This window comes from Notoacmeibacter sp. MSK16QG-6 (genome assembly GCF_024158145.1).
In the GTDB taxonomy this organism is placed as follows: domain Bacteria; phylum Pseudomonadota; class Alphaproteobacteria; order Rhizobiales; family Rhizobiaceae; genus Notoacmeibacter.
On the sequence record NZ_JAMYXM010000006.1, the window covers coordinates 28,479 to 41,856 of the forward strand.

General features: G+C 58.2%; 12 protein-coding genes and 1 tRNA gene. 9 read left to right on the forward strand and 4 right to left on the reverse strand.

Annotation, left to right across the window (positions count from 1 at the left end; translation table 11 throughout):
* Positions 1–24 precede the first annotated feature (24 nt).
* Entirely contained in the window at positions 25–831 is an 807-nt protein-coding gene (locus NIM86_RS14950; RefSeq protein ID WP_253383311.1) for a DUF72 domain-containing protein, read from the reverse strand.
* Positions 828–3,752: an excinuclease ABC subunit UvrA gene (uvrA, locus tag NIM86_RS14955; protein WP_253383312.1), complete on the reverse strand. Its 2,925-nt coding sequence runs from the start codon at positions 3,750–3,752 to the stop codon at positions 828–830. Before uvrA ends, NIM86_RS14950 begins: the two co-directional genes overlap by 4 nt.
* 1,002 nt (positions 3,753–4,754) lie before the next feature.
* Here uvrA and NIM86_RS14960 point away from each other — a divergent pair.
* Positions 4,755–5,264 (forward strand): single-stranded DNA-binding protein, encoded by a 510-nt coding sequence (locus tag NIM86_RS14960; RefSeq protein ID WP_256478523.1) that lies wholly within the window; start codon positions 4,755–4,757, stop codon positions 5,262–5,264.
* 36 nt (positions 5,265–5,300) lie between these two features.
* On the forward strand, positions 5,301–5,675 hold the full coding sequence (locus NIM86_RS14965; protein ID WP_253383313.1) for a hypothetical protein: 375 nt from the start codon (positions 5,301–5,303) through the stop codon (positions 5,673–5,675).
* Positions 5,676–5,701: 26 nt separating this feature from the next.
* Here NIM86_RS14965 and NIM86_RS14970 read toward each other — a convergent pair whose 3' ends face one another.
* Entirely contained in the window at positions 5,702–6,328 is a 627-nt protein-coding gene (locus tag NIM86_RS14970) for a MarC family protein (RefSeq protein WP_253383314.1), read from the reverse strand.
* A 119-nt stretch (positions 6,329–6,447) separates the two neighbouring features.
* On the opposite strand from NIM86_RS14970, the gene gyrA reads away from it, so the two are divergent.
* Positions 6,448–9,273 (forward strand): DNA gyrase subunit A, encoded by a 2,826-nt coding sequence (gene gyrA, locus NIM86_RS14975; protein WP_253383315.1) that lies wholly within the window; start codon positions 6,448–6,450, stop codon positions 9,271–9,273.
* Positions 9,274–9,392: 119 nt separating this feature from the next.
* Here the strand turns inward: gyrA and NIM86_RS14980 are convergent, their stop codons facing one another.
* Positions 9,393–9,536: a hypothetical protein gene (locus NIM86_RS14980; RefSeq protein ID WP_253383316.1), complete on the reverse strand. Its 144-nt coding sequence runs from the start codon at positions 9,534–9,536 to the stop codon at positions 9,393–9,395.
* A gap of 141 nt (positions 9,537–9,677) precedes the next feature.
* On the opposite strand from NIM86_RS14980, the gene coaD reads away from it, so the two are divergent.
* From coaD to NIM86_RS15010, 6 genes are all read left to right on the forward strand, one after another.
* Positions 9,678–10,166: a pantetheine-phosphate adenylyltransferase gene (gene coaD / locus NIM86_RS14985; RefSeq protein WP_253383486.1), complete on the forward strand. Its 489-nt coding sequence runs from the start codon at positions 9,678–9,680 to the stop codon at positions 10,164–10,166.
* Between the two features lie 15 nt (positions 10,167–10,181).
* On the forward strand, positions 10,182–10,757 hold the full coding sequence (locus NIM86_RS14990; protein ID WP_253383317.1) for a peptidylprolyl isomerase: 576 nt from the start codon (positions 10,182–10,184) through the stop codon (positions 10,755–10,757).
* A 40-nt stretch (positions 10,758–10,797) separates the two neighbouring features.
* A complete protein-coding gene (locus NIM86_RS14995) occupies positions 10,798–11,313 on the forward strand; it encodes a peptidylprolyl isomerase (protein ID WP_253383318.1) in 516 nt (171 codons plus the stop codon).
* A gap of 169 nt (positions 11,314–11,482) precedes the next feature.
* A complete protein-coding gene (locus NIM86_RS15000) occupies positions 11,483–12,325 on the forward strand; it encodes a D-alanyl-D-alanine carboxypeptidase family protein (RefSeq protein ID WP_253383319.1) in 843 nt (280 codons plus the stop codon).
* Between the two features lie 110 nt (positions 12,326–12,435).
* Positions 12,436–12,511, forward strand: a tRNA-Lys gene (locus NIM86_RS15005).
* A 77-nt stretch (positions 12,512–12,588) separates the two neighbouring features.
* Positions 12,589–13,356 (forward strand): cytochrome c biogenesis CcdA family protein, encoded by a 768-nt coding sequence (locus NIM86_RS15010; protein WP_253383320.1) that lies wholly within the window; start codon positions 12,589–12,591, stop codon positions 13,354–13,356.
* Positions 13,357–13,378 lie beyond the last annotated feature (22 nt).

Consider the following 13,378-nt stretch of genomic DNA (forward strand, 5'->3'; position numbering starts at 1 on the left):
AGAGATGCGCCGGGGCATCATGCTTTAGCCGTCGACAGCGGTTTGCAGCCTTCGCGCTCCCGTCGGCGCATTGACCTTTCCGCCGGAAATGAAGAAGGCGAAAATATCGCGCGGCTTCTCGGCGACCTCCCGGTCCGGAGCGATCAGATCGAGATCGTCCGGCACGCCGCCTTTCGAATAGGTCTTGAAGCGCTCTGCCCACATGTCGATCTCTTTTGGCGGATAGCAGGTCTTCGTTTCGTCCGAGCCTCGCTGGAGACGGGCATAGACGAAATCCGCCGTGATATCCGGGAACATCGGATAGTCGTCATGATCGGCGATGACGGTCGAAACGCCATGCTTTGCGATCATCTTGATGAAGTCCGGCGTCAGAAAACTGTCATGCCGCGGCTCGACGACGTGACGCAGTGAGATGCCGTCCTGCTTCTGCGGCAGCAGTTTGAGAAACGCTTCGAAGTCGTCCGGATCGAAGCTTTTGGTGCCCATAAACTGCCAGAGGATCGGACCCAGCCGGTCGCCCAGCTCCGTAAGACCCTGTGCCATGAATTTCTCGATGGACTCGCCGGCGTCGGCCAAAACCTTCCGGTTGGTGCAGTAGCGACTGGCCTTCATTGAGAAGATAAAACCGTCGGGCGTCTCTTCACGCCACTTCGCGAAGGTGGCCGGCTTTTGGCTGCCATAGTAGGTTCCGTTGACCTCTATCGTCTTGAGCTGCCGGCTGGCATATTCGAGCTGGCGTTTCTTGGTTAGATCGTCCGGATAAAACGACTCGTCCCATGGCTTGAACGTCCAGCCACCAATACCGGCGCGGATGTTTCCCGATGCCGTCACTCCGCAGCCTCGACAGAAGGCTTCCCGGCTGGTCGGCCGAGCAACGGGCGCAAATAATGGCCCGTATAGGAACGCTCTTCTTTCGCAATCTCCTCCGGCGTGCCCGATGCGACGAGTTCGCCTCCGCCAGTGCCGCCTTCCGGTCCGAGATCGAGAATGTAATCGGCGGTCTTGATGACCTCCAGATTATGCTCGATCACGACGACAGTGTTGCCTTGCTCGACCAGTTCGTGAAGCACGTCGAGAAGTTTGGCCACATCGGCGAAATGCAGACCCGTGGTCGGCTCATCGAGAATGTAGAGCGTCCGGCCCGTCGCCTTGCGGGAAAGTTCCTTGGAGAGCTTGATGCGCTGGGCCTCGCCGCCGGAGAGCGTGGTCGCCTGCTGGCCGATCTTAACATAGCCGAGCCCGACCTTCTCAAGCGTCTCCAGCTTGTCGCGAACGGCAGGAACGGCCGAGAAGAATTCCACGCCTTCCTCGACTGTCATATCGAGCACATCGGCAATCGATTTGCCTTTGAAAGTGACTTCCAGCGTCTCACGATTGTAGCGTTTGCCGTCGCAGACATCACAAGTGACATAGACGTCTGGCAGGAAGTGCATCTCGATCTTGATGACCCCATCGCCTTGGCAGGCTTCGCAGCGCCCGCCCTTTACGTTGAACGAAAAGCGGCCTGGCTGATAGCCGCGCGCCTTTGATTCCGGCAGCGCCGCGAACCAGTCGCGGATCGGCGTGAACGCGCCGGTATAGGTCGCCGGGTTGGAGCGAGGCGTCCGCCCGATAGGCGATTGGTCGATATCGATCACCTTGTCGATGAATTCCAGCCCCTCGATCCGGTCGTGCGGGGCAGGGTGGTCACGGCTGCCCATCACCTTTCGGCTCGCCGCTTTGAACAGCGTTTCGATCAGGAAGGTCGACTTGCCGCCGCCGGATACGCCGGTGACGCAGGAAAAGGTGCCCAGCGGCAGTTCCGCTGTGACGTCCTGAAGGTTGTTACCCTTCGCACCGACGACCTTGAGCCGTCGCCCCTTTTGGCCCTTGCGCCGTTTCTTCGGCACCGCGATCTCCTGCGCGCCGGACAGATATTGGCCGGTAAGCGAATTGGGGTTCGCCATGATCTCCGCAGGAGTGCCCTTTGCGACAACTTCGCCCCCATGAACACCGGCATGAGGGCCGATATCGACAACATAATCGGCGGTGCGGATGGCATCCTCGTCATGCTCCACCACAATCACGGTATTGCCGAGATCGCGCAGATGCTTGAGCGTGTCGAGCAGGCGGTCATTGTCGCGCTGGTGCAGGCCGATAGACGGCTCGTCGAGAACGTAGAGAACGCCGGTCAGACCGGAACCGATCTGACTGGCGAGGCGGATGCGCTGGCTCTCGCCGCCGGAGAGCGTGCCCGAATTGCGCGACAGCGTCAGATAATCGAGGCCGACATCGTTGAGAAACCGCAGACGCTCGCGAATTTCCTTCAGGATGCGATAGGCGATCTCGCGGTCCTTCTCGTTCAACCGCTCGTCGAGGTCGGAGAACCAGGCATCGGCCGCCTTGATCGACTGCTCGGTGACTTCGCCGATATGCAGCCCGTCGACCTTTACCGCGAGCGCTTCCTGTTTCAGCCGATAGCCGCCACAGGTCGGGCAGGGGGTTGCCGCCATGTAGCGCTCGATCTCTTCACGCGACCAGGCGCTTTCGGTCTCCTTCCAGCGGCGCTGAAGGTTCGGAATGACGCCCTCGAAGGTCTTCGACGTCTTGTAGGATCGCATCCCGTCATCGTAGGTGAACGCCACCTTGGTGCGGCCGGTACCGTAAAGGATCGCTTTTTTTGCCTCTGCGGACAAATCACGCCAGCGGTCGGATACGTCGAACCCGTAAGCCTTGCCGAGGCCGATCAACGTCTGAAGATAGTATGGGGAGGACGATCGCGACCACGGCGCAATAGCTCCCTCGCGCACCACGACATCCTTGTCCGGGATGACGAGATCCTCATCGATGGCCTGCTGGTGGCCAATGCCGTCACAGCCCGGGCACGCGCCGGCGGGGTTGTTGAATGAGAACAGGCGCGGCTCGATTTCCGAAATCGTAAAGCCAGATACCGGACAGGCAAAATTCTCCGAGAACATGACGCGTTCATGCGTTTCGTTCTTGTTGCGATTGGCGCCGGCGGCAGCCAGTTTCTCGTCAGGCAGCGGCTTATCTGCAAACTCGGCGACTGCGAGCCCGTCTGCAAGCCGCAGCGCCGTCTCGATGGAATCCGCAAGACGGGGTCCGATATCGTCGCGAACCACGAGTCGGTCGACAACAACATCGATATCGTGCTTGTATTTCTTGTCGAGCGCAGGGGCGTCGGCGATTTCGTAATATTCGCCATTCACCTTCACCCGCTGAAAGCCCTTGCGTTCAAGTTCGGCCAGTTCCTTGCGGTATTCGCCTTTTCTGCCGCGGACGATTGGCGCTAGCAGATAGAGTCGCGTGCCCTCGTCCAGCGCCAGAACACGATCGACCATCTGACTGACGGTCTGACTCTCGATCGGCAACCCTGTCGCGGGCGAATAGGGAACGCCGACCCGCGCGAACAGAAGACGCATATAGTCATAGATCTCGGTCACGGTGCCGACAGTCGAGCGCGGGTTCTTGCTGGTTGTTTTCTGCTCGATTGAAATGGCCGGCGACAACCCGTCGATCTGGTCGACATCCGGCTTTTGCATCATCTCGAGAAACTGCCGCGCATAGGCCGATAGCGACTCCACATAGCGCCGCTGACCCTCCGCATAGATCGTGTCGAAGGCCAGCGAACTCTTGCCGGAGCCGGACAGCCCCGTCATCACGATCAGACTGTCGCGCGGCAGGTCCAGATCGACATTTTTAAGATTGTGCTCGCGCGCACCGCGCACGGATATGAACTTGCTTTCGGCCATTCTAAGGATCGGTGCTTTCGGGAATTCTGTTTCCGCTGAAGGTAGGTATTCGATCGGCGATGTCGAGCGCTTTCAGGCTGCCATCCTGACATAGATTGGCGGGAGCAAGGCAGCGCCGACATTATTCGGCGCCGCCTGTTTTCAATGCGTGCCCTTTAGCGGCAGGGCCGGGCAACAAGCTTGCAGGTAAGTGGCCGGCCAGCACAGTTGAACGAAATCACCTTCGCCTTGCTGAAGTCGGAATAATCGGTGCCGTAAACCGGCTTGCCGCGGTTTCTGGGCAGAATATCCCGCCCTTCGATCGCTCGCGTCCACCGGCGCACAGCCCTTCGCTTGGCTCGTTCTTCGCGGGTAGAGCGCCGAACCGCGGCGGACCGGCCGTAAGCTTCAAAGGCCTCAGGTGCGCATTGAGGACGGCTGGAAGCGCTTCGTTCAGATTCCATGGCGGGGGTCTTCAACCGTAAATTGGGTTTGACGACCTGTTTGAGCGGCTCGGCGGTACTCTGTGCCGAGGCATCGATTACGGTCACAGCTGGCAAGGCCAAGGCTACGAATGCGATGATAGATAGAGTTCTCTTACGGGGGGACATGACAGGCTCCTCTTTGCTTGGGACACTGAGTGCTTCTCGATAAGAAAGTACGCTGGCCAACAGATTGCTAACCGCTCCATTACAGCGTCCAATCGACGATCTAACCGTACGGAAGAACGAGTGAACACCCTTTGAGCGCGCCATTCACGAGGGGTTCAGAAAATGTGAACGCTATCGTGGCCCAAACTGCTTCAACCCATTGCTCCTTTTCCATCCAATCTGTCGCCCGGAGAAACTTTAGAGGCTCTCCCGATGATCCGCTTGACAGCATCGAGAACATAATAGGAACATAGAATTGTTGATGAAGCCCTGTCAACCCGTGGCTAGGGGTGGTCTGACACGGAGGGAAGGGTATAGGGTCGCGCCAAATCGTCGTGCCCCATAGCGCGTCAATCATGCGGAAGGAAACATAATGGCAGGCAGCGTCAATAAGGTCATTCTGGTAGGCAATCTCGGAGCCGACCCGGAAATACGATCTCTGAACAATGGCGGCAGGGTCGTGAATATGCGTATTGCGACATCGGAAAACTGGCGTGATCGCAATAGTGGCGAACGGCGCGAGCGAACCGAGTGGCACAATGTTGTGATCTTTAACGAAAACCTCGCCAAGGTCGCCGAACAATATCTCAAAAAAGGCGCCAAGGTTTACATCGAAGGACAGTTGCAGACCCGCAAATGGCAGGACCAGAATGGCAATGACCGCTATTCTACCGAGGTGGTTCTGCAGAATTTCCGCGGGGAGCTGCAGATGCTCGATAGCCGAGGTGAAGGTGGCGGCGGCGGTCGCGATATGAGCCGTAGCGGCGGGTCCGATTTCGGCTCCAGCCGTGCCGGCGATGATTATGGCGGCGGTGGAGACCGGGGTGGCGGCTCGGGAGGCGGCGGCAACTATTCCGACATGGACGACGATATACCGTTCTAGGCCGATCGGCGGCTCCGCCGGAGAGGAGAATGGATAATGATCAGAGCCGCGGTCGCTGTGTGTTGTCTTTTTACCGGAGCCGTTTCCGCCGCCCTGGCGGGCGATGTCGAGATCATCGATGTTCGTTACGAGCGAAACGAAGTGGGCCGCTACACGTTTCATGTCGCGCTTCGCCATAAGGACGAGGGTTGGGATCACTATGCCGATAAATGGCAGGTCTTGAGCCCGGAAGGAGAGGTGCTTGGCGAACGAGTTCTCCTTCACCCGCACGTTAATGAGCAGCCTTTCACCCGCAGTCTGTCGGAGGTTGCGATCCCGTCAGACGTGAGAGAAGTCGTTATTCGCGCACACGACCCTGTCCATGGCTGGAGCGATGACGAACGCCGCGTGCTTCTGGAGACGAACCGCTGACCCCCGCATAGGTTTAGCCGGACATGTCAGCCATTGATAAGCCCTCTGATCCCATCGGCCATGAATTGCACGGCCAGGGCAGAAAGAATGACGCCGAGTAACCGTGTAAGCACGGACCGTCCCGTCTCACCGAGATAGACGTCTATCCGGTCTGCGATACGGAAGAAAATATAGCAGAGCGCCACGACGAAGACGACAATCGCGATCAGGACAAGACGTTCCGACGGGCTGGGAAAACGTTCTGAGAGCAAAATCGTCGCGGATATGGCGCCAGGCCCCGCGATAAGTGGAATAGCCAGCGGAAAGACTGCCAGATTGGCCAGTTCCGTTCGGCTTCTGGCCTGTTTCACATTGCTCGATTTGCGGTCTTCCCGTTTGCCGAAGATCATTTCGAAGGCGATCCAGAACAGCAGAAGCCCACCTGCCACCCGGAACGCCGGCAAGGTGATCCCAAACAGGTTCAGTATAAGCGGCCCGGCCACGGTAAAGAGCAGCAGGATGCCAAGCCCGGTCAGCGCCCCCCGCATGGCGACATGGTTCCGTTCGCTGCGGTCCATGCCTGAGGTGAGCGCAAGAAAGAGCGGCGCCAGCCCGATCGGATCGATTGTGACGAACAGCGTGGCGAAAGGTTCTAGCAGTCGATCTGGTTCCACGGCCGAAATCCTTCAAAAGCTCTGGATAGTGGCGTCTCGCCAGTCCATGACACGCGCAATCGGCGGCGAGAACCCCTATATAGAAGACAAGTGATTCTAAGCGGGAAACGTATTCACACGTGACTGACCAGACCATACCGCCAGGCGGCTCTGACGGCGAAGGCTTCGAGCCCATCTCGATCATCGAGGAGATGCAGCGCTCCTATCTCGACTACGCCATGAGCGTGATCGTCAGCCGTGCGTTGCCGGATGTCCGAGATGGCCTCAAACCCGTGCATCGCCGTATTCTGTATGCGATGAACGAGAGCGGTTATCACTGGAACCGCAAATACGTGAAATCGTCGCGTATCGTCGGTGACGTGATGGGTAAATATCACCCCCATGGCGACGCGGCGATTTACGATTCCATGGTGCGCATGGCGCAGGACTGGAGCCTGCGTGATCCGTTGATCGACGGGCAGGGCAATTTCGGTTCGATCGACAACGATCCGCCGGCGGCGATGCGTTATACCGAAAGCCGCTTGGCCAAGCTTGCTCACGAGCTTCTGGAAGATATCGACAAGGACACCGTCGATTTTCAGGACAATTACGATGGTTCGGAAAGCGAGCCGAAGGTACTGCCGGCGCGGTTTCCCAACCTTCTCGTCAATGGCTCCGGCGGTATTGCGGTCGGTATGGCGACCAATATCCCGCCGCACAATCTCGGCGAACTGGTCGATGGATGCGTCGCGCTGATCGACGATCCCGCCATCGATATCGAACGGCTGACCGAGATCATCCCCGGACCCGATTTTCCGACCGGCGGCCTGATCCTCGGACGCGCCGGCATCCGCTCGGCCTATGAGAGCGGACGCGGCTCCATTCCAATGCGCGGCCGCGCCACGATCGAGCAGTTGCGTGGCGATCGCGAGTGTATCGCCATCACCGAAATGCCCTATCAGGTGAACAAGGCGGGCATGATCGAAAAGATGGCCGAACTCGTGCGCGACAAGCGCATTGAGGGTATTTCGGATATTCGCGACGAAAGCGACCGCTCCGGCTATCGCGTCGTCGTGGAGCTAAAGCGCGATGCGTCAGCGGATGTCGTGCTGAACCAGCTTTACCGTTTCACGCCGCTCCAGACGTCCTTCGGCGCCAATATGGTCGCACTGAACGGCGGCAAACCGGAGCAGATGAACCTGCTCGACATGCTGCGCGCCTTCGTCGCGTTCCGCGAGGAAGTTGTCACGCGGCGCACGAAGTTCCTGCTCAACAAAGCGCGCGACCGGGCTCATGTACTGGTTGGTCTCGCTATCGCTGTGGCCAATATCGATGAGGTGATCGCCCTTATCCGTAACGCGCCGAACCCACAAATCGCGCGCGAACAGCTGATGGAGCGTCACTGGCCTGCGAAGGACGTCGCGCCGCTGATCGAACTGATCGACGATCCGCGTCACAAGCTCAATGATGACGGGACCTATAATCTTTCCGAAGAGCAGGCCCGCGCCATTCTCGAGCTGCGCCTTCAGCGACTGACGGCGCTCGGCCGTGACGAAATCGCCGATGAACTGGAAACAATCGCTACCGAAATTCGTGATTATCTCGACATCCTGTCGTCCCGCGCACGCGTTCAGCAGATCATCAAGGATGAACTGCATGCTGTGAAGGAGGAGTTCGGTACGCCGCGCCGGACGGAAATCTGCGATTACGTCGCCGACATGGACGACGAAGATCTGATCGCCCGCGAAGACATGGTCGTGACGGTTAGCCATTCCGGCTACATCAAGCGCGTCCCTCTATCGATCTATCGTGCGCAGCGCCGTGGCGGCAAGGGCCGCTCGGGCATGTCGACGAAGGACGAGGATTTCGTAACCCGCCTTTTTGTCGCCAATACGCATACACCCGTCCTGTTCTTTTCGTCCCGCGGTATTGTTTACAAGGAAAAGGTCTGGCGCTTGCCGGTCGGTACGCCTCAATCGCGCGGAAAGTTCCTGCGCAACATGCTGCCTTTGCAGGACAATGAGCGGATTACCTCGATCATGCCATTGCCTGAGGACGAAGAGAGTTGGGGCGAACTCGACGTCATGTTCGCAACGACGCGCGGGACGGTTCGCCGTAACAAGCTGTCGGATTTCGTTCAGGTCAACCGGAATGGCAAGATCGCCATGAAGTTCGATGAGGGCGACGACACCGAAATCCTGGCGGTCGAAACCTGTACCGACACGGATGACGTTATGATGACGACGGCAGGCGGGCAGTGTATCCGTTTCCGTGTCGGGGATGTGCGCGTCTTTGGCGGACGGTCTAGCCAAGGTGTCCGCGGCATCAATCTGGCGGCGGATGACACTGTTATCTCCATGGCCATCCTTTCGGGCACCGATGCGTCTGGCGACGAGCGGGCTGCTTACTTACGCCAGTCGATGGCGGAACGGCGGCTGGGCGATGCCGAGGACATGGAAACGACAACGGACGATGAGGTCGTTTCGGACGATTTCGTACTGGATGCGGATCGCTATCGTGAAATGGCGGATCGGGAGCAGTGGGTGCTTACGATTTCCAGCCGCGGCTTCGGAAAACTGTCCTCTTCACACGATTTTCGTGTGACGGGCCGTGGCGGCAAGGGAATCCGCGCCACGGCCGCTGGTCGCGAAAAGGAAATCGGTAAACTGGTCGCGTGCTTCCCGATCGAAACCGCCGATCAGATTATGCTCGTGACCAATGGCGGTCAGGTCATACGCGTGCCGGTCAGCGGTATTCGGCTTGCTGGTCGCGCGACCAAGGGTGTGACCATCTTCCGCACATCGGAGGAAGAGAAGGTCGTATCGGTAGAGCGCATCCCGGAGCCGGAAGAGGAAGAGGCGGTTGACGACACCATCGTTTCGTCCGACGTGGATGAAGTGTCACCACCCAACCCAACAGCTACAGCTTCGGTCGACCAATCGGATCCGGACGACCAGACCGAATGAGCTTTGATTAAATGTCAAAAAATTGGGGCCCGCCATTCTCATGGCGGGCCCCTTTGATCTTGGGCCGAAATAGACCCTCTCAAAATATCAGTCGGTAATGGAAATACTTCCCGTAAGGATCAAATACGCCGAACCTTGCCGAATGGCGTGGATCGGATACGCAATTCCACACTCCGACGCTTTTCGGATTCCTGATGCGCCGTTACCAAAGTGGCGATCATCATGGCAATCATCATTGTCAGAGCGAGCATCAAAATAAGCATGGTTGTTTCTCCTTGCGATTTTGAAACGGCGGAGGCGAAGAAAAGTTGCACTTTTTCTTATGAACCGTGTTTGAACGGCATATTCACTGTTGGGATAGGCGCGTGGTTGCTCCACACGGCGGACGCTTCTACAAGACCGTCATGACCCAGCGAACGGCAATCTTTCCCGGAAGTTTCGACCCGATTACCAACGGCCATATTGATTTGATCAGTCGCGCCTTGACGCTGTGCGATCGTCTCGTCGTGGCAATCGGTATCCATCCATCGAAAAAACCGCTTTTCACTTTTGAAGAGCGGCGGGAACTTATTCTCGAAAGCTCCGCCGAGCGCTTTGAAAAAGAGCGTATCGAGGTGACGCCGTTCGAGGGGCTTGTCGTCGACGCCGCAAACAAGGTGGGCGCAACCATTCTCATAAGGGGACTGCGCAACGGCTCCGACCTCGACTACGAAATGCCGATGGCCGGCATGAACGGCGTCATGGCGGCGGACGTGCAGACGGTTTTTCTACCTCCATCCCCTGACGTGGCGTTTATTACCGCTACATTGGTCCGGCAGATCGCAGCCATGGATGGCGATGTGACGCCATTTGTGCCGCCGCAAGTCGTGGCAGCGCTGCGCAACAAATTCTGATCGACGAGGCTATCTATGAAAAATACCGCGACCGGCCTGATGGCAGGCCTTTCTTTGTTTCTGCTTGCATCGACCGCCTACGGAGTGGAACCCGACGATACGCTGGTACTGACATTGCCGGCCGGTGAGGTCAGCATCGCACTGCGTTCGGACATTGCACCGAAACACGTCGAGCGGATCAGACAACTCGTCTGTGGCGGCGAATACGACAATGTTGCTTTTCACCGAGTGATCGATGGCTTTATGGCGCAGACGGGCGATGTGCAGTTCGGCGACATGGAGGATGGTTACGTGGCTGGCAGGGCCGGTACTGGCGGCTCGAACCTTCCGGACTTGCCTGCCGAATTTTCTGATGCGCCTTTTGAGCGCGGCACGGTCGGTATGGCTCGCGCGGCAAGCCCGGATTCCGCCAATAGCCAGTTCTTTATCATGTTTCAGGAAGGGTCTTTCCTGAATGGCGACTACACCGTCGTTGGCGAAGTGGAGAGCGGCATGGATGCCGTTGACGCACTTGCCAAAGGGGACGGTCCGAACGGCTCTGTATCGTCGCCCGACAGAATTGAAAAAGCGACGCTCGCAGCCGGTTGCTGACAACCGAATTTCGAACAGAAATAAAGAAGGAAATGACTGAATGACGGAAGTTGAAATCAAGGATCCGGAGAACACGCTTCTTCTCGAAACGACGCAGGGAGCGGTCGTCATCGAACTTAAGCCCGACCTGGCGCCGAACCATGTTGCCCGCATCAAGGAACTTGCGCGGGAAGGGGCCTATGATGGCGTGGTGTTTCATCGGGTCATCGACGGCTTCATGGCGCAGACTGGCGACGTCCAGTTCGGCAAGAAGGGTGGAGAGAAATTCGACGAGCGGATGGCGGGTCGTGGCGCGTCCGATAAGCCCGACCTGAAAGCCGAGTTCAATGACGCCCACCACGGACGCGGCGCTTGTTCGATGGCGCGCGCGCAGAGCCCGGATTCAGCCAATAGCCAGTTCTTCATCGTGTTCGACGAGGCCGGTTTCCTTGACCGCCAATACACGGTCTGGGGGCAGGTTATCGACGGCATGGAGCATGTGGACCGGCTCAAGCGCGGTGAACCTGTCAGCAACCCGGATGCGATCGTGTCGATGAAGGTTGCAGCCGACAGCTGATCGGATCTGAGAACTGAACGCAGGGGCGGCGTACTTTTGTACGCCGCCCCTGTTGCGCTAGGGACGCAGCTTCCGGGAATCGGTGACATATGAACTCGCATCGTTGTTGCTTTCGTATCCAACGGATTATGATGGTTCCGGGCAAAATGTTTCAAACACACGGATGATCATGAAGGCGGGAACAGTTTGGCGCGCATGCGCTTTGGCCATCTCATTGGTGTTGGGACCGGCACTGGCAGGCTGTTCGACGCAATCCGTTCTCGAAACGATGCCGGCAGAGACCCGAGCGCCTCTCTCGGCTCGCTACGCGGCGCATGTGGTAGATGTCGGCAGTGGACGCGTTGTCCTCACCCAGGATGCAAACGCGGTGCGGTATCCGGCTTCACTCACCAAGATGATGACGCTTTATATGCTGTTCGACGCTATAGAGGCAGGACGCATCGACCGGGGAGCCACCATTCCTGTCAGCGCTTACGCCGCGGCAAAGCCGCCCAGCAAGCTGGGTCTGAAGGCAGGCGATCAGATCAGCGTGGATACGGCCATTCGCGCCTTGGCTGTCAAAAGCGCAAACGATGTCGCTGCGGCTGTTGGCGAGCATCTCTACGGAAGCGAAACGGCCTTCGCTCAGGCCATGACCTCGCGCGCTCGCCAGCTCGGTCTTCGCTCGACGCGCTTTGTCAACGCCTCCGGCCTGCCTGACGCCGGACAGGTGACGACGGCTGCCGACATGACGACGCTCGGCATTCTTCTCATGACGAATCACCAGCGGTATTATCCGTATTTCAGTCAGCGTGAGTTCACCTTTCGCGGACGCACGATCCGTGGTCACAATCATTTGTTGAAGGACCCCGGGGTGGATGGCATCAAGACCGGTTACATCCGCGCTTCTGGCTTCAATATCGTGACGTCGGTGAAAAAGGGACCGCGCCGCTATGTCGTGACGGTAATGGGTGGCGACAGCGCCAGAGAACGAGACGAGCGGGTGCGCCAGATCATCGCTTCGCTTCGCTGAGATATCTTCGCTTTTCTGTCACGAAAAACCGAACAATGGCGGTTGACCGCATAGGCCGCCAAAACTATGGTCCGCGCGGCTTGCCAAGGCGATGCCGTGAAGCCGTGAGCGAGCGCGTAGCTCAGCTGGTAGAGCAACTGACTTTTAATCAGTAGGTCCAGGGTTCGAACCCCTGCGCGCTCACCAACGTAACGTCTCTCGGATATGTTCCGATCTTCTGAGACCACGGTGCATCGAAAACAGATCGGAAACGGACGGCGCAAATGGCGATTGATGTCGGATATGCGACGGCTCTAGGGGCGGGAGCGCTCTCCTTTCTTTCGCCATGCGTTTTACCGCTGGTTCCTCCTTACCTTTGCTATATGGCCGGTGTTTCGGTCGAGGAGTTTCGTGGCGGCCCTGCTATACCCGAAGGGTCGAGCGAGCCAACGCGCCGTGTCGCGCCGCGCCGCGCCTTGTTTATCGCTGCAGTTGCCTTCGTACTCGGCTTCTCTACCGTTTTTGTGCTTCTCGGCGTTGGCGCTTCGACTATTGGCCGCTTCCTGCGAACGTGGCAGGAGCCGCTGGCGGTGGTCGCTGGATTGCTCATCATTCTTATGGGGTTGAACTTCCTCGGAATCATCCGCATTCCGCTTCTGTCACGAGAGGCGCGGATCAATCACTCAGGCCGTCCCGCCAATTCTTTCGCCGCCTACCTGATGGGGCTGGCGTTCGCCTTTGGCTGGACTCCGTGTATCGGCCCTGTACTGGGTTCGATCCTGACAATGGCGGCCGGGCGTAGCACGGCGGGTGAGGGCGCCATAATGTTGGCTGTCTACTCCCTTGGCCTGGGCATTCCTTTTCTGATCGCTGCGTTTTTCTCAGGCGCTTTCATGCGCTTTCTCCAGCGCTTCCGACTTCAGATGGGCCGAGTTGAAAAAGTGATGGGCGGTCTTCTGGTATTGGCCGGCATCGCGTTCCTGACAGGCGGTATTCAGTACACCGCGAACCTGCTGCTCGAAACCTTTCCGGGCTTTGCTACGATCGGGTGACTGGTTTGCATCGCTTGGCGGC

Coding starts and splice junctions, on each gene's coding strand:
- uvrA (WP_253383312.1), bottom strand. CDS start 3,752: ATGGCCGAAAGCAAGTTCATATCCGTGCGCGGTGCGCGCGAGCACAAT.
- NIM86_RS14960 (WP_256478523.1), top strand. CDS start 4,755: ATGGCAGGCAGCGTCAATAAGGTCATTCTGGTAGGCAATCTCGGAGCC.
- NIM86_RS14965 (WP_253383313.1), top strand. CDS start 5,301: ATGATCAGAGCCGCGGTCGCTGTGTGTTGTCTTTTTACCGGAGCCGTT.
- NIM86_RS14980 (WP_253383316.1), bottom strand. CDS start 9,536: ATGCTTATTTTGATGCTCGCTCTGACAATGATGATTGCCATGATGATC.
- coaD (WP_253383486.1), top strand. CDS start 9,678: ATGACCCAGCGAACGGCAATCTTTCCCGGAAGTTTCGACCCGATTACC.
- NIM86_RS14990 (WP_253383317.1), top strand. CDS start 10,182: ATGAAAAATACCGCGACCGGCCTGATGGCAGGCCTTTCTTTGTTTCTG.
- NIM86_RS14995 (WP_253383318.1), top strand. CDS start 10,798: ATGACGGAAGTTGAAATCAAGGATCCGGAGAACACGCTTCTTCTCGAA.
- NIM86_RS15000 (WP_253383319.1), top strand. CDS start 11,483: ATGAAGGCGGGAACAGTTTGGCGCGCATGCGCTTTGGCCATCTCATTG.
- NIM86_RS15010 (WP_253383320.1), top strand. CDS start 12,589: ATGGCGATTGATGTCGGATATGCGACGGCTCTAGGGGCGGGAGCGCTC.